Source organism: Caballeronia hypogeia, assembly GCF_001544875.2.
In the GTDB taxonomy this organism is placed as follows: Bacteria; Pseudomonadota; Gammaproteobacteria; order Burkholderiales; family Burkholderiaceae; genus Caballeronia; species Caballeronia hypogeia.
The window spans coordinates 70,291-85,002 of record NZ_FCOA02000001.1 but is presented as its reverse complement, the minus strand read 5'-3'; the positions used below and the strand labels follow the sequence as shown (position 1 = coordinate 85,002).

Sequence of the window (14,712 nt, the reverse complement as noted above, 5' to 3'; positions counted from 1 at the left end):
GGCCGATGGTCGCCCGGCGCTCAGTCGAGCGGCGCCGAACGCAGGTTGCTGACCTGCTGCGGCGACACCGGCGTACCGTGGTTGCCCCACGACATACGGATGTACGTCACGACCGCGGCCACTTCCGTATCCGACAGCGCCTGCGCGAACGGCGGCATGCCGTGCGGCATCGGGTTGCCTTCCGTGCTCGGCGGATAGCCGCCGTTGAGCGTCATGCGGATCGGGTTGACGGCCGAAGGCATCTGGATCGACTGGTTGTTGGCCAGCGGCGGATACGCCGGCGGCTTGCCCAGACCGTTTTCCTGGTGGCACTTCGCGCAGTTCTCGGTGTAGACCTTCTTGCCGAGCGTCTGCAATTCGCCGCCGAACTTCTCGGAGGTTTCGAGTTGCATGACTTCCGGCGCTTCCTTCTTCTGCGGAATCGACTTGAGGTAAGTCGAGATCGCGTTGATGTCGCCGTCGTTCATGTACTGCAGGCTGTTGTGGACGACTTCCGCCATCGGGCCGAACACCGCGCCGCGCTGCGACACGCCGGTCTTCAGCAGGTCGTTGATGTCCTTCAGGTCCCAGTCGCCGAGGCCCGCTTCCTTATTCGACGTGAGCGACGGCGCGTACCAGTTCTGCAGCGGGATCAGGCCGCCGGCGAAGGCCGCCGAGTTGACCGGACCGCCCATCGCGTTGATGGACGTGTGGCACATGCCGCAGTGACCGAGGCCTTCGACGAGATACGCGCCGCGGTTCCATTCGACCGACTTGGTCGGATCCGGCTTGTACTCGCCTTCCGAGAAGAACAGGGTGCGCCAGCCGATCAGCAGGTTGCGGTTGTTGAACGGGAAGCGCAGTTCATGCGGACGGCTCGGTTCGGACACCGGCGCGACCGAGCGCAGGTACGCGTAGATCGCGTCGGAGTCGGCGCGCGTGACCTTCGTGTAGCTCGTGAACGGGAAGCCCGGATAGAGCAGCGAACCGTCTTTCGAGCGGCCCGTGTGCATCGCGCGATAGAAGTCGTCCGAGGTCCATTTGCCGATGCCGTACTGATCGTCCGGCGTGATGTTCGGCGTGAACATGGTGCCGAAGGGCGTTGCCATCGGCAGGCCGCCGGCGAATTCCTTGCCGCCGCGCACCGTGTGGCAGGCGATACAGTCGCCGGCGCGCGCGAGGTATTCACCTTGCTTGATGAGCGCCGCTTTGTCGGCCGGCGTCGCCGCGATGGCGCCGCCCGAATGCAGGTTGTCGCCGCCGGACCAGAGGACTGCGCCAGCTGCGACGGCTGCCACCACGACAGCCGAGGAAAGTGCGAACAGGGACTTGCGTTTCATTGTGTTGTCGCTCCAGACGCCTTATTGCAGTTCGCTGCCGCACTTGAGCGGCATCTTCAACGAGCCAGCAGGCGCGGGCACCGGGTTGGCGGGTGCGGTTTGCGTGGACAGCCAGGCGGCGACGGCGGTCACGTCGTCGTCCGTCAGGCGCGAGGCGATCTGCTGCATGCAATCGGGTGCTTTCGCGTGACGCGTGCCCGACTTCCATGCGCCGACCTGCGCGCTGATGTAGTCCGAATGCAGGCCGACGAGACCCGGAATGGCCGGCTGCATGCCGGTCAGACCCTTGCCGTGGCAGGCCGCGCACGCGGGAATGTTCTTCGAGGCGTCGCCGTTCAGCACGATCTGCTGGCCGCGCGCGAGCGTGGAAGGCGAAACGTTCGACTTCGCCGGCGCCGGATACGGCGGACGCTGATCCGAGAAGTACTTGGCGATCTGGTGAAGGTAATCGTCCGAGAGATACGTGACGAGATAGTTCATCGGCGGGTACTTGCGCCGACCTTCACGGAAATTCTGCAGCTGGTTGTACAGATAGTCGGCGGGTTTGCCGGCCAGACGCGGGAAGTAGTCGTTATCCGTGCCTTCACCATGAACGCCGTGACAGGCCGTGCAGCCTTGCACGCGCGCCGCCATCGTATCCGGTGCGATCGGCTGATTCTGCGCCTGCGCGGCGGAGCTGAAAACGCCAGCGCTGCCTACGAGAGCCGAAGCAAAAGCCACAGCGAGCAGCGGACGAAAAATGCGTCTTGAAAACACGCGACACTCCATGAAATTCGGGGACCTGCCGAGCTTCGTGCGGCTCGGTGCGAAGGTGGCGAACCACGGCCACGCAGGGGGCGGTGGGTGGCGGACCACGGCCACAGCGGCTCGACGAGCCTCTGATGCGACGCGGCATTCTATCATCGATGCATGATGATGACTATTTGACACAATCTCGCTCTAAGTCCCGCTGCAGCGCATTCGCGACAATTTGCCGCGCGTCTATTGACCACTCGTCGCGAACCTCTTAAGCGCGGGTAGTTCGCTGCCTTTCGACAAATAGTCGACCCGGCAGGATGCGTCCACCCGAAGTGCTTCAAGCAGTTTCGGAAGCGTGCGGCAAAAATTCAAGGCGTTTCGATCGCGTTCGATGCTGTGCTGCACCGTGCGCGTTCGATTAGACTCCGCAGACTTCCTTCGATGATCTTCCTTTCAGCGCGCCGCGTGCACTTCGCGGCCGGTTCCGCATGATGAACGACGATTCTCTCTGGTTTGCGCAGACCGCATTCGCGGCGCTTGCCGATCTGGCCTTCGCGTGCGCGCTCGGCGCGTTGCTCCTGAACGGCTGGCTGTCGCGCGAACAGGCGTTCGCGCCGGTGTCGCCCGCGCGCTACGGCTGGCGGCGCGCGTCGCGTGGCGGGCTGGCCGCCGCGCTCGTTCTTGTGCTGTGCAACTTCGTTTCCCTGTGGCTGCAGTCGGCGGCGATGAGCGGCGCGCCGGTCGCGCAAGCCGGAGCGTCGTTGTGGCTGGTCGCGACGGGCACGCACGCGGGCATCGGCTGGTCGGTGGCGCTGGCGGGAAGCGTGCTGCTGCTGGTCGCGGCGGGCGCGAGCGGGGAGTTCCCGGCTGCGCGCGCGGTGCTGGCGACGCTTGCCGCGCTGATCGTCGCGGCGGGCAAGTCGGCGGTGGGCCACGCGGCGGATGCAGGCGCGTTCTCCTTACCCGAAGCGGTTCAGACGCTGCACCTGCTCGCGACGGGCGTGTGGGGCGGGATCGTGGTCGCGGGCGCTTTCGTGCTGCCTGCCCTCGATACATCGGTGGCGCGGGCGTTCCTGATCCGCACGGTCGCGCGCCTGTCGCGCACGGCGTCGATCGCGGTGGCGTTCGTCATCGTGACGGGCATGTTCAATGCGTGGCGCGGCGCCGGCGGGTCGCCCGCGGTGCTGGCGGCGAGTGTGTGGGGGCATGCGCTGATCGTGAAGCTGGCGCTGGTCGCCGTGGCGCTAGTGTTCGGCGCGCTGAACCGGTGGCTTGGGCTGCCGCGCCTGCAACGCTCGGCATCGACGATGGATGCGCACACGGTCATCAACGTGATGCGTATCGAGGCGGTGACGATGGCGGGGGTGTTCGTGGCGGCGGCCGTGCTGTCGCACAGCGTGCCCGGAGCGGCGCTCGCGGGCTGACGGAAGAAAAAACGCTTATTCGTAGCCGAGCTTGTGACTGACGATCGGCGCGCAAAACAGCGCCACCGCACAGCCGATGATCTTGCCTTGCAGTTCGATGAACGCCGTATGCGAGTCGGCCACGAAGATTGTTTCGAGTAGTTGCGGCAGGCAGAAAACCACCGCCGCGCCGATGAACCAGCGCGTCACGACCGAAATCCGCCAGCCGTGCTGCGCGCCGATTCCCGCCGCCACCACGCGCGCCACGCCCAGCGCGACGAGCGAGCCGACGGCCAACTGGGCGCGGACGTATTCATCGGGAAGGGTGTGCCACATGATTTTCTCGCTCTTATTGGTGACTTGGCCCAAGCGTATTCGCAAGAAGCTCGCCAGTATGTACGAGAAAACGCAGATCGTGGCCGCGCGCCCTCAGAATGTGTGCTCGGGCCCGGGGAAACTGCCGTCCTTCACTGCGCGCACATAGGCTTCGACGGCCGCGAAAATGCTCGGCTGCCCCTGCATGAAATCCTTGACGAAGCGCGGTCGCTTGCCGTGGTAGATGCCGAGCATGTCATGCAGCACGAGCACCTGTCCCGAACAATCGATACCCGCGCCAATGCCGATAGTCGGAATCGCGAGCGTTTCGGTGACTTCGCGCGCGAGCAGCGTCGGCACGGCCTCGATCACGAGCAGTTGCGCGCCCGCGTCCTGCAGCGCGATGGCGTCGCGCTTCATCTGCTCGGCTGCGGCTTCGGACTTGCCCTGCACCTTGAAGCCGCCGAATGCGTGCACCGATTGCGGCGTGAGGCCCACGTGCCCGCACACCGGAATCGAGCGCTCGACGAGAAAGCGCACCGTCTCCGCGAGCCATTCGCCGCCTTCGATCTTCACCATCTGCGCGCCGGCGCGCATCAGTTGCACGGCGTTCGCGTAGGCGTCCTCTTTCGAACCGATGGTGCCGAACGGCATGTCCGCGACAATCAGCGCGCTGCGGTTGCCGCGCGCCACCGACGCCGTGTGATACGCAATGTCCGCGAGCGTGACGGGCAGCGTCGTGCCGTGCCCCTGCAGCACGTTGCCGAGCGAGTCGCCGATCAGCATGACATCGACGCCCGCGCGTTCGAGCAGCGCGGCGAAGCTCGCGTCGTAGCAGGTGAGCATCGTGATGCGCTCGCCTGCTTCGCGCATGGCCTGGAGTTTGGGGACGGTGACCGTCGAGCGATTCGTTTCCTGCAGGTACGTCATGATGGTTTCGCTGAAAAGAGGCGAGGGCTTTATGCCGAAACGCCTTTGACAAAGAATTCCTTGCGCCCGCGCATGGTCCCGATGCGCTCGATGAGCAGCGCGAGATCCTCGTCCGATGTGAGCGGGTTCAGGTGTTCGGCATTCACCGTGAGCAACGGCGTCGCGTCATAGTGATAGAAGAACTCGTTATAGGCGTCGCAGAGCGCGCGCAGATAAGAATCCGAGATTTGCAGTTCCATTGGAAGTGCACGTTTCTGAATGCGCGAGAACAGCACTTCGGGGCTCGCCTGCAAGTAGATGACGAGATCGGGCGCGGGGCCGCTCGCGTGAATGCGCGAAGCGATTTCCCTGTACAGCGCGAACTCGTCGTCGGGCAGCGTAAGGCGTGCGAAAAGCTCGCTCTTCTGCGTGACGAAGTCCGCTATCAACGGCGCACCGGACGCGACGATATCGGCTGCCTCCGCCGCCTGCGAGGCGCGTTGCAACGCGAAGCTCAACTGCGTGGCGAGCGCGTGACGCGTGGTGTCGCGATAGAAGCGTTCGAGAAACGGATTGTCCTGTGGCCGCTCGAGCAGCGTGCGCATCGACCAGCGCTCGGCGAGCAGGGTCGCCAGCGTGGTCTTGCCCACGCCGATCGGCCCTTCGATCGCGATGTAACGATGCGGCGGCCGCAGTTGCGGCGCGGTGACGGTGAGTGGCGGAACGCTCATCGGCAGTCTGTCTTGTTAGGGGCGGTGGATTGCGGCGTCTGCGTTTGCGCGCCGGTCATGCACTGGCACGTCGCCACTTTCTCGATGCGCTGATCGGCGACGCCCGCGATGAACGCATCCGCGCGGCCGCGTTGTGGAAGGATGAGATCCGGTTCGAGCTCGACGAGCGGCACGAGCACGAAGGCGCGCTCGGTCATGCGGGGATGCGGCACGACGAGGTCGGCTTCATCGATGCTCGATGCGCCATACAGCAGGATGTCGAGATCGAGCGTGCGCGGCGCGTTGCGATAGGGCCGCTCGCGCCCGAACTGAATCTCGATGTGATGACACAGGCGCAGCAGCGCCCGCGCGGGCAGGCTCGTCTCGAGCTTGACGACGCAATTGAAGTAGTCGTCGCCGCTCGAATCGATCGGCGCGGTGCGATAAAGGCTCGATTTCGCGAGCACGGTGATCGTGTGCTGCTGGGCGAGACACACGACTGCGTCTTTCAGGGTCTGGCGCGCATCGCCGAGATTCGCTCCCAGGCCCAGATAAGCAATCGTCATGGCAGAAGTCCTACGCGTGGGTCGCAGCGAAAAGCGAAAAGCAGGAAAAACGAACATCGCTCTTCGCTACTGTAACCAAAACCGGCCTTACTCGTTGTCCGCGTCCTCGCGCTTGTGTTCGCGCGTGCCTTCGCGTTTCCTTGCCGGACTCGATACCGCGTTGTCGTCGCCGTCCTGCGCGGCCTGGGCGCCTTGCTCGCCTTCGCCTGAGCGACGCTTGGCGTTGCTGCGGCGGCGCCGCTTCTTCGGGCCGTTGCGTTCCTTGCCGCCTTGCGAAAGCAACTCTTCGCGCCCGGCATGATCGCCGCCGATGAACTCGGTCCACCATTGACCGATGGCCGCATCGAGCTCGCCCGATTCGCAACGCAGTAGCAGGAAATCATACCCCGCTCTGAATCTTTGGTGTTCCAGCAGCTTGAGCGCGCTGCGGCCGCGCTTTTCCAGCCGATGCTGAAGGCCCCAGATCTCGCGCATGTCCGACGAGTAGCGCTTGTGGATCGCGAGCTTTTCGGTCTGCATGTCGAGGACGTCGTCCATCGCGCGATGCAGCGCGGGCACCGGATAGTCGCCGTTCGCCGTGTATTGCTGCCAGCGCGTCTGCACGTCGTGCCATAGCAGCGTGGCGAACAGAAAGCCGGGCGACACGGGCTTGCTTGCGCGCACGCGTTCGTCGGTGCTGGTGAGCGCGAGCGTGACGAACTTCTCGCCGTGGGGCTGTTCGAGCACGACATCGAGCAGGGGCAGCACGCCGTGATGCAGGCCTTCCTGACGCAGGCGCGTGAGACACGCGAGCGCATGGCCCGAGAGCAGCAGCTTCAGCATCTCGTCGAACAGACGCGCGGCCGGCACGTTGTTCATGAGGTCGGCGAGATCCTTGATCGGCGCGCGCGTGGCTTCGTCGATCTCGAAGCCGAGCTTCGCCGCGAAACGCACGACGCGCAGCATGCGCACCGGATCTTCGCGATAACGCGTGGCCGGATCGCCGATCATGCGCAAGAGGCGCGCGCGGATGTCGGCCATGCCGTCGTGATAATCCAGCACGGTTTGCGTGGCCGGATCGTAGTACATCGCGTTGATGGTGAAGTCGCGCCGCGTGGCGTCTTCGTGCTGCTCGCCCCAGACGTTGTCGCGCAGCACGCGACCGCTGGCATCGACGGCATGCGTGCGGCCGTCGAGCTCGCCGCGTTTCAGGCGGCGCGGCGGTTCGGCTGCCGGCTCCGGCGGCGCATCCATCAGCGCACGGAAGGTCGAGGTCTCGATGATCTCCTGCCCGAACTGCACGTGGACGATCTGAAAGCGCCGTCCGATGATGCGCGCGCGGCGGAACAGCTTCTGCACTTCGTCGGGCGTGGCGTCCGTTGCGACGTCGAAATCCTTGGGCGCGACGCCGAGCAGCAGATCGCGCACCGCGCCGCCGACGATGAACGCGCGATGTCCCGCCTGCTGCAGGCCGTCCGTCACGCGCACGGCGTTCTTCGAGATCAGCGACGGATCGATGCCATGAATCTCCGACGACAGGATGACCGGCACGTTCGGATCGCGCTTCGCGGGCGCGGCTGCTTTCTTGCGCGTGCTTTTGCGGGCCGGTTTGGCGTCGGCTTCGGATGCAGCGGCGGGAACGTCGTTCGAATCGGCGTCTTCTTGCCCGAACAGCTTGCGGATGAGTTTTTTAATCACGTGTGTCGAAGAGATTCAGAATGCGCCAGCCGTGGGCTTGCGCATGCGCGCGCAGGGTGTCGTCGGGATTGGTCGCGACCGGGTCGGTGACGCGCTCGAGCAGCGGAATGTCGTTGTGCGAGTCGCTGTAGAAATAGCTGTGTTTGAAGTCGTCGAGTTTCTTGCCGAGCGTCGCGAGCCATTGCTCCACGCGCACGATCTTGCCTTCGCGGTAGCTCGGCGTGCCGCTTGGCCGGCCGGTGAGCGGGCCTTGTGGATGGTTGTCCACGGTCTCGACTTCGCACGCGATCAGCGTTTCGATGCCGAATGCTTCCGCGATCGGCGCGGTGATGAACGCGTTGGTCGCGGTGACCATGCAGCAGAGATCGCCTTCGTCCTGATGCTCGCGCACCAGCGTGACGGCGGCCGGCACGATGCGCGGATTGATCACCTCGCGCATGAACTGCGCGTGCCAGTCGGTGAGCTGCTCGCGCGAGTATTTCGAGAGCGGCGTGAGCATGGCGTGCAGATAGGCGTTGATGTCGAGCACGCCCGCCTTGTAGTCGGCGTAGAAGGCGTCGTTCTGACGCGCGAAGCTTTCCGCGTCGACGATGCCCAGCTTCACCATGAAGCGGCCCCATTCGTGGTCGCTGTCGGTGGGAATGAGCGTGTGATCGAGATCAAAGAGGGCGAGGTTCATGGGTGCGCATTTTACTTGAAGCGGGTCGGATCGTTGTCCGGCGCGGCCGGAGCGACAGCGGGGCCGGCCGGTTCCGCGGACGATTCTTCCGTTGGCACGAAGGCGAGCGGGGCGGCGCGGCCGGTTCGCTGCAGCATGGTGAGCAGGAGGGCGCGCGTCACCGCGCGTTTCTGTTCCAGCGAGAAGCGGTCGAGCTCGTCGAGCAGCGCCATCAGGCTCGGCATGTCGCGGCGGTAGTGCGTGAGCAGGTAGGCGGGGACGTCGTCCGCGAGCACGATGCCGCGCTCGCGCGCCGCGTGCTTCAGCACCGACGCCTTGACCTCGTCGGTGAGCGGCTGGAGATGAAACACCAAACCCCAGCCGAGCCGCGTGCGCAGGTCCTCGCGCACGGTGAGCGCGAGCGGCGCGTCGTTGCCCGTTGCGACCAGCGCGCTCGTAGGGTGTGCGCGCACTTCGTTGAAAAGATTGAACAGTGCGATCTGCTGTGCGGCCGAGAGCCGGTCGCAGTCGTCGACGGCATAGAGCGAGACGCGCGGGTCGAAGCCGAACGCGTTGAGCGCGCTCTGCGGGCTGAGATAGCGCGCGTGGCCGTCGGCTTCATGCGTAAGCGCCTGCAGCAGGTGGCTGCGGCCGCTGCCCGGCTCGCCCCACACATAGAACGTGCGGTCCGCGACTGGTCCGGCCGCGAGCGCGCCTTCGAGTTCGCGCAGCCGCGTGATCAGTTCATGATTGCCGGCGGCGAAGAAGTTGTCGAAGGTGGCGGGCGGCGGCGTGCCGAGATCGAGCGTCAGTTGGCGTTGCACGGGAGATCGGTGTCGTCGGGCCTGAGTCGGGCGTATTGAATCGGGCGTATCTTGAATTCTGGCCGATGAATCGGGCGAAAGCGTGCGCGGCCGCCACCGGCGGCCTTGCGCGCGTTTCGCGGGAGCGCTCGTTCGTTCGGATTCGATCTCGAAAAGAGCGGCGCCGCGGAATTTCTCGCGCGCGGGAAATCCGGCCGACGGGTCATCATCGGGTAAAATCGCATTTTACCGACCTTCTTGCACTCCCCTCCAATGAATCAACCGAAATCCGCCTCTGACGCCCAAGGTTTGTCGTATCGCGACGCGGGCGTGGACATCGACGCGGGCGACGCGCTCGTCGATCGCATCAAGCCCTTTGCCAAGAAAACCTTGCGCGACGGCGTGCTGGGCGGCATCGGCGGATTCGGCGCGTTGTTTGAAGTGCCGAAGAAGTATAAGGAGCCGGTGCTCGTGTCGGGCACGGACGGCGTCGGCACCAAGCTGCGCCTCGCGTTCACGCTGAACCGGCATGACACGGTCGGTCAGGATCTGGTCGCGATGAGCGTCAACGACATTCTCGTGCAGGGCGCCGAGCCGTTGTTTTTCCTCGACTATTTCGCGTGCGGCAAGCTGGATGTGGACACCGCCGCGGACGTCGTGAAGGGCATCGCGACGGGCTGCGAGCTGTCGGGCTGCGCGCTGATCGGCGGCGAGACGGCGGAAATGCCGGGCATGTATCCGGACGGCGAATACGATCTCGCCGGTTTCGCGGTGGGCGCGGTGGAGAAGAGCAAGATCATCGACGGCAGCACGATCAAGCCGGGCGATGTCGTGCTGGGCCTGGCGTCGAGCGGCATCCATTCGAACGGATATTCGCTGGTGCGCAAGATCATCGAGCGCGCGAATCCGGATCTGAACGCCGATTTCGACGGCCGTTCGCTCGCCGATGCCCTGATGGCGCCCACGCGCATCTACGTGAAGCCGCTGCTCGCCGCGATGCAGAGCGTGACGGTGAAGGGCATGGCGCACATCACGGGCGGCGGTCTGGTCGAGAACATTCCGCGCGTGCTGCGCGAAGGGCTGACGGCGGAGCTGGATCATCGCGCGTGGCCGCTGCCGCCGCTGTTCGCATGGCTGCAGAAGCACGGCGGCGTGGCGGATGCGGAGATGCATCGCGTGTTCAACTGCGGCATCGGCATGGCGGTGATCGTCGCGGCGGAAGATGCGGATGCGGCGACCGGTCTGCTGTCGGCTGCGGGCGAGCAGGTCTGGAAGATCGGCGTAGTGCGGGAAAGCAAGGAAGGCGAGGCGCAGACGGTGGTGGTTTGAGGTCTGGGCGGTTTTGCTGGCGGTTCTGCTGAATGGAAGAGAAACCCCCGCTTCGTGCGGGGGTTTTTGTTTGCGAAGCTGTTTTCGGCCCGCGAGGATCTGAAATCCTGGTGTGGCCGGGCATCAGACGGCGAGCACGGTCTGAAGCGCCCCCACCACGCGCTCTGTCGCATCTCCCGCGCAGCAATCCACGACGATCCGCTCTGGCATCGCCCGTAGCCACGTCAACTGCCGCTTGCACAACTGCCGCGTCGCGAACACGCCCTTGTCGCGCATTTCGTCGTAGCCGTAAGCGCCGTCCAGGTATTCCCACGCCTGCCGATATCCCACACAACGCATCGACGGCATCGACAGATTCAGGTCGCCGCGCGCGCGCAGCCGCTTCACTTCGTCGATGAAACCGTGCGCGAGCATCGCATCGAAGCGCGCGGCGATTCGTGCATGCAGCACCGCGCGATCCGAAGGCTCCAGCGCGACCGGAACGAAGCGATACGGCGCATCCGCGTCCTGAAGACGCGGCGCGGCAAGCAGCGCGGACATCGGCTGCCCGGTCAGCATGAAGATTTCGAGCGCGCGCTGGATGCGCTGCGAGTCGTTCGGCGCGAGGCGCGCGGCCGTTTCCGGATCGACCGCCGCGAGCCGCGCGTGCAGCGCGGGCCAGCCGTCGCGGGCGGCGTCGGCATCGAGCGCGGCGCGCACGTCGGCGTCGGCGGTGGGGAGATCGTTCAGGCCTTGCGTCAGTGCCTTGTAGTACAGCATCGTGCCGCCGACCAGCAGCGGTACATTCCCGCGCGCGACGATCTCGCCGACCACGCGCAGCGCATCCGCGCGAAACTGCGCGGCGGAATACGTATCGGCCGGATCGATGATGTCGATCAGATGATGCGGCGCCGCCGCGCGCTCTTCGGCGCTCGGCTTGGCCGTGCCGATATCCATCTCGCGATACACCAGCGCCGAATCCACGCTGACGATCTCCACCGGATGACGCGCCGCGAACGCAAGCGCCGCCGCCGTCTTGCCGGATGCCGTCGGCCCGAGCAGGCACGCCACTGGAAGCATCGGCCGGGTCATTGTCCGCGCATGAAAAGGCGGTCGAGATCGGCGAGCGTGAGCTGATACCAGGTCGGCCGGCCGTGATTGCACTGGTCGGCGCGCTCGGTCGCTTCCATCTGGCGCAGGAGCGCGTTCATCTCGTCGAGCGTCAGACGCCGGTTCGCGCGCACCGCGTTGTGACACGCGAGCGTGCCGAGCAACTCGTGCGTGCGCTCGGTCAGCACGCGCGAGCCGCCGTACGCGTGCAGATCCGCGAGCACGGCGCGCGCGAGCGATTGCAGATCGGCGTCCTTCAAAAGCGCGGGCACGGCGCGGATCGCGATCGACGTCGGCGAAAGCACGGCGAGGTCGAAGCCGAGCGCATCGAGCGTTGCTTTCTCTTCCTCGACGATGCCGATCTCAACCGGTTCCGCCGTCATCGACACGGGAATCAGAAGCGGCTGCACGGCGATCGCGCGATCGGCGAGCGCGTGCTTGAACTGCTCGTACAGAATGCGCTCGTGCGCGGCATGCATGTCGACGATGACGAGCCCGCGCGCGTTCTGCGCCAGCACGTAGATGCCGTGAATCTGCCCGACGGCGAAGCCGAGCGGGTGTTCCGCCGCGTGATCCAGCGCGCTGTCGTTCGCCATGACCGGCGGCGCTGGACGCTCGTGCAAGGTCGGATAGGGCGTGTCGAGGGCGGTCGTCGCGTCGGGCGTGCCCGCGTTGACATCCTTGCGGCCGAACAGCGCGTCGTAGAGCGCGAGCGGCTGGGCGACCGGCAAGCTGCCTTGCGTCATGCGCGACTGGCGCATCCAGTTCGTGCCGTTTTCGCTTTTCAGATTGAGCGCGTCCGGCGCGCCGACGAACGGCTTCGCGCTGAACGACGCCGGTCCGGTCGGCTGCAACTGCGCGGCGTGCCCGCCCGAAGTCGTTTCAGGCGACGCGCCCGCGTGCCGCGCGAGCGCACGCTGAACGGCGTGGAAAACGTACTGGTGAATCGAGCGCGAGTCGCGAAAGCGCACCTCGATCTTCGACGGATGCACGTTCACATCGACGGATTCGGGCGGCAGATCGAGAAACAGCACGTACGCTGGATAGCGGTTGCCATGCAGCACGTCCTCGTACGCGGCGCGCACGGCGTGCGTGAGCAGTTTGTCACGCACAAAGCGGCCGTTGACGAAGAAATACTGCTGGTCCGCGCGGCCACGGCTCGCGGTCGGCAGGCCCGCACAGCCGTACACGGCGAGCGGCCCCGCGCGTTCGTCGAGCGGCAGATGGGCAGTTTCGAACACCTCGCCGAGAATTTTCGCGACGCGCGTTTGCGGATCGGTCGCGTTCCAGTGCTCGACGGCACGGCCGTTGTGCATCACCGAAATCGCGACGTCCGGGCGCGCCAGCGCCGTGCGGCGGATCACGTCGAGGCAATGTCCGAGCTCGGTCTGCTCGCTTTTGAGGAACTTGCGCCGCGCGGGCGTGTTGAAGTACAGCTCGCGCACTTCCATGGTCGTGCCGACGGTGCCCGCGGCGGGCGAGAGCGCGCCGGTCTGCGCGTCGATGCGCGTCGCGTGCGGACAGCTCTCGGTGCGGCTCGTGATGAACAACTCGGCCACCGAGGCGATCGAGGCGATCGCCTCGCCGCGAAACCCGAGCGTGGCGACGGCTTCGAGGTCCGCGAGCGAGCGGATCTTGCTTGTCGCGTGGCGCATGAGCGCGAGCGGAAGTTCGTTGGGCGGGATGCCGTAGCCGTCGTCCGCGATCACGATTCGTTTCACGCCGCCTTCGTCGAGCGTGATGCGCAGGGTGCGCGCGCCCGCGTCGAGCGCGTTCTCGAGCAATTCCTTGACGACCGACGCCGGCCGCTCCACGACCTCGCCCGCTGCGATCTGGCTGATGAGCTGGTCGGGTAGCGCGGCGATGGCGCGCGAACGGCGTGCGCCAGCGACGGTCAAATCGGCTGCGGAGACGTCTGCTCTGGCGCCGGCGGAAGTTTCGTTGAGTTCGGCCATGGTGAAATTATAACGATTCGCACCGGCGCGCCCTGGTCGGACCGATCCGCCAACTCGGGGCAGGATTGGCGCCGGATTGCTTGCTTTTTAACCGTTCCGACGCGCCACTTCGGTATCATGGCGCGACTCCGATGTTCATTGCCGATGCGCCGCCCTGTCCGGCCGCCGGCCTATTTTTGAGGAAAGATTTTTGGACACGCTGCTGCAATTCCTGGGACTCATCCTTCACATCGACAAGTCGCTCGGTGTCTTTATCCAGAATTACGGCGCCTGGGTCTACGCGGTCTTGTTCCTGATTGTGTTCTGCGAAACAGGGCTCGTCGTGTTTCCGTTCCTGCCGGGCGATTCGCTGCTGTTCATCGGCGGCGCGTTCGCGGCTTCCCACGAAATGGATCTGTTCGCGCTGATCGCGCTGTTGCTGATCGCGGCGGTCACGGGCAATACGGTGAATTACTGGATCGGCCGTGCGATCGGGCCGAAGGTGTTCGACACCAAGATTCCAGTGCTCGAACGCTTTCTCGACCGCGCCGCGCTGCAGAAAACGCACAACTTCTATGAAAAGCACGGCGGCAAGACCATCGTGATCGCGCGCTTCGTGCCGGTGGTGCGGACCTTCGCGCCGTTCGTCGCGGGCGTGTCGGGCATGACGCACTCGCGCTTTCAGCTCTTCAACGTGCTGGGCGCGCTGATCTGGGTGCTCTTGCTGGTTTTGCTGGGATACTTCTTCGGCAACATTCCGTTCATCAAACAATATCTGAACGTGATCGTGCTGGTCGGGATCGGCGCGGCGATCGTGCCGGTCGCCATCGGTGCGCTGTGGAAGATGAGCCGTCGCAATTCGAAGGCTTGAATCGGTGAAGTTTCGTGAGGCCGCCATGCGACGGCCTCACGACTGCGGAAACGCGTTAGCGCCGGCGGAACAGGCGGATGACGAACAGCAGCACGACCGCGCCGATGACGGCCGTCAGCAAGGTGCCGAGAATGCCGCCGCCGAACGAGATGCCGATCGCGCCGAACAGCCAGTTGCCGATCACGCCGCCTACTATGCCGACGATGATGTCCACGATCACGCCGAAGCCGCTGCCGTTCATGATCAGGCCGGCAAGCCAGCCGGCCACGCCGCCGATGATCAGGCTGAGAATGATTCCATGTTGCAGGATTTGCATGCGCTGAAACTCCTTTCGAATTGAGGATTGCGGGACGCAGAAGGAGCCTGCGTCCGGGCGCGGGCAATGTAGCGG

At 65.3% G+C, this 14,712-nt stretch carries 15 protein-coding genes; 3 read left to right on the top strand and 12 right to left on the bottom strand.

Translation table 11 applies throughout. From position 1 onward, the window contains the following. Positions 1–20: 20 nt before the first annotated feature. Both AWB79_RS00380 and AWB79_RS00375 read right to left on the bottom strand, forming a co-directional pair. Positions 21–1,319: a cytochrome c gene (locus tag AWB79_RS00380; RefSeq protein WP_061165405.1), complete on the bottom strand. Its 1,299-nt coding sequence runs from the start codon at positions 1,317–1,319 to the stop codon at positions 21–23. A 21-nt stretch (positions 1,320–1,340) separates the two neighbouring features. Continuing rightward, a complete protein-coding gene (locus AWB79_RS00375) occupies positions 1,341–2,087 on the bottom strand; it encodes a c-type cytochrome (protein WP_061165404.1) in 747 nt (248 codons plus the stop codon). A 461-nt stretch (positions 2,088–2,548) separates the two neighbouring features. On the opposite strand from AWB79_RS00375, the gene AWB79_RS00370 reads away from it, so the two are divergent. Beyond that, positions 2,549–3,481, top strand: coding sequence for a CopD family protein (locus tag AWB79_RS00370; protein ID WP_061165899.1), 933 nt, complete (start codon positions 2,549–2,551; stop codon positions 3,479–3,481). A 15-nt stretch (positions 3,482–3,496) separates the two neighbouring features. On the opposite strand, the gene AWB79_RS00365 is transcribed toward AWB79_RS00370, so the two are convergent. The 7 genes from AWB79_RS00365 to hda form a co-directional block, all read right to left on the bottom strand. Then, a complete protein-coding gene (locus tag AWB79_RS00365; RefSeq protein ID WP_061165898.1) occupies positions 3,497–3,796 on the bottom strand; it encodes a hypothetical protein in 300 nt (99 codons plus the stop codon). Between the two features lie 93 nt (positions 3,797–3,889). Next, positions 3,890–4,705, bottom strand: a complete 816-nt coding sequence (gene panB, locus AWB79_RS00360) for a 3-methyl-2-oxobutanoate hydroxymethyltransferase (RefSeq protein WP_061165403.1) — start codon at positions 4,703–4,705, stop codon at positions 3,890–3,892. Positions 4,706–4,734: 29 nt separating this feature from the next. Then, positions 4,735–5,415, bottom strand: coding sequence for a deoxynucleoside kinase (locus AWB79_RS00355; RefSeq protein WP_061165402.1), 681 nt, complete (start codon positions 5,413–5,415; stop codon positions 4,735–4,737). Next, a complete protein-coding gene (gene folK, locus AWB79_RS00350; RefSeq protein WP_061165401.1) occupies positions 5,412–5,960 on the bottom strand; it encodes a 2-amino-4-hydroxy-6-hydroxymethyldihydropteridine diphosphokinase in 549 nt (182 codons plus the stop codon). The genes AWB79_RS00355 and folK overlap by 4 nt, the downstream gene beginning before the upstream one ends. Before the next feature lie 87 nt (positions 5,961–6,047). Next, complete coding sequence (pcnB, locus tag AWB79_RS00345; protein ID WP_061165400.1) at positions 6,048–7,637, bottom strand: polynucleotide adenylyltransferase PcnB; 1,590 nt, start codon at positions 7,635–7,637, stop codon at positions 6,048–6,050. Next, positions 7,630–8,316 (bottom strand): histidinol-phosphatase, encoded by a 687-nt coding sequence (locus tag AWB79_RS00340; protein ID WP_061165399.1) that lies wholly within the window; start codon positions 8,314–8,316, stop codon positions 7,630–7,632. The genes pcnB and AWB79_RS00340 overlap by 8 nt, the downstream gene beginning before the upstream one ends. An 11-nt stretch (positions 8,317–8,327) precedes the next feature. Next, the gene (gene hda / locus AWB79_RS00335; protein ID WP_061165398.1) at positions 8,328–9,119 is read right to left on the bottom strand and encodes a DnaA regulatory inactivator Hda; all 792 of its coding nucleotides are present in this window, start codon (positions 9,117–9,119) and stop codon (positions 8,328–8,330) included. 252 nt (positions 9,120–9,371) lie between these two features. Between hda and purM the strand changes: the two genes are divergently transcribed. Continuing rightward, positions 9,372–10,427, top strand: a complete 1,056-nt coding sequence (gene purM / locus AWB79_RS00330; RefSeq protein ID WP_061165397.1) for a phosphoribosylformylglycinamidine cyclo-ligase — start codon at positions 9,372–9,374, stop codon at positions 10,425–10,427. Between the two features lie 123 nt (positions 10,428–10,550). Here purM and miaA read toward each other — a convergent pair whose 3' ends face one another. Further along, positions 10,551–11,498, bottom strand: coding sequence for a tRNA (adenosine(37)-N6)-dimethylallyltransferase MiaA (miaA, locus tag AWB79_RS00325; protein ID WP_061165396.1), 948 nt, complete (start codon positions 11,496–11,498; stop codon positions 10,551–10,553). Further along, positions 11,495–13,471 (bottom strand): DNA mismatch repair endonuclease MutL, encoded by a 1,977-nt coding sequence (gene mutL / locus AWB79_RS00320; protein WP_061165395.1) that lies wholly within the window; start codon positions 13,469–13,471, stop codon positions 11,495–11,497. The genes miaA and mutL overlap by 4 nt, the downstream gene beginning before the upstream one ends. Before the next feature lie 190 nt (positions 13,472–13,661). Here mutL and AWB79_RS00315 point away from each other — a divergent pair, with 190 nt between their 5' ends. Then, a complete protein-coding gene (locus AWB79_RS00315; RefSeq protein ID WP_061165394.1) occupies positions 13,662–14,321 on the top strand; it encodes a DedA family protein in 660 nt (219 codons plus the stop codon). 55 nt (positions 14,322–14,376) lie between these two features. Here AWB79_RS00315 and AWB79_RS00310 read toward each other — a convergent pair whose 3' ends face one another. Further along, positions 14,377–14,628: a GlsB/YeaQ/YmgE family stress response membrane protein gene (locus AWB79_RS00310; RefSeq protein WP_061165897.1), complete on the bottom strand. Its 252-nt coding sequence runs from the start codon at positions 14,626–14,628 to the stop codon at positions 14,377–14,379. Positions 14,629–14,712 lie beyond the last annotated feature (84 nt).

Excerpts from the sequence above, each read along its gene's own strand:
- AWB79_RS00380 (WP_061165405.1), bottom strand. The coding sequence starts at position 1,319 with ATGAAACGCAAGTCCCTGTTCGCACTTTCCTCGGCTGTCGTGGTGGCA.
- AWB79_RS00375 (WP_061165404.1), bottom strand. The coding sequence starts at position 2,087 with ATGGAGTGTCGCGTGTTTTCAAGACGCATTTTTCGTCCGCTGCTCGCT.
- AWB79_RS00370 (WP_061165899.1), top strand. The coding sequence starts at position 2,549 with ATGAACGACGATTCTCTCTGGTTTGCGCAGACCGCATTCGCGGCGCTT.
- AWB79_RS00365 (WP_061165898.1), bottom strand. The coding sequence starts at position 3,796 with ATGTGGCACACCCTTCCCGATGAATACGTCCGCGCCCAGTTGGCCGTC.
- panB (WP_061165403.1), bottom strand. The coding sequence starts at position 4,705 with ATGACGTACCTGCAGGAAACGAATCGCTCGACGGTCACCGTCCCCAAA.
- AWB79_RS00355 (WP_061165402.1), bottom strand. The coding sequence starts at position 5,415 with ATGAGCGTTCCGCCACTCACCGTCACCGCGCCGCAACTGCGGCCGCCG.
- folK (WP_061165401.1), bottom strand. The coding sequence starts at position 5,960 with ATGACGATTGCTTATCTGGGCCTGGGAGCGAATCTCGGCGATGCGCGC.
- AWB79_RS00340 (WP_061165399.1), bottom strand. The coding sequence starts at position 8,316 with ATGAACCTCGCCCTCTTTGATCTCGATCACACGCTCATTCCCACCGAC.
- purM (WP_061165397.1), top strand. The coding sequence starts at position 9,372 with ATGAATCAACCGAAATCCGCCTCTGACGCCCAAGGTTTGTCGTATCGC.
- miaA (WP_061165396.1), bottom strand. The coding sequence starts at position 11,498 with ATGACCCGGCCGATGCTTCCAGTGGCGTGCCTGCTCGGGCCGACGGCA.
- mutL (WP_061165395.1), bottom strand. The coding sequence starts at position 13,471 with ATGGCCGAACTCAACGAAACTTCCGCCGGCGCCAGAGCAGACGTCTCC.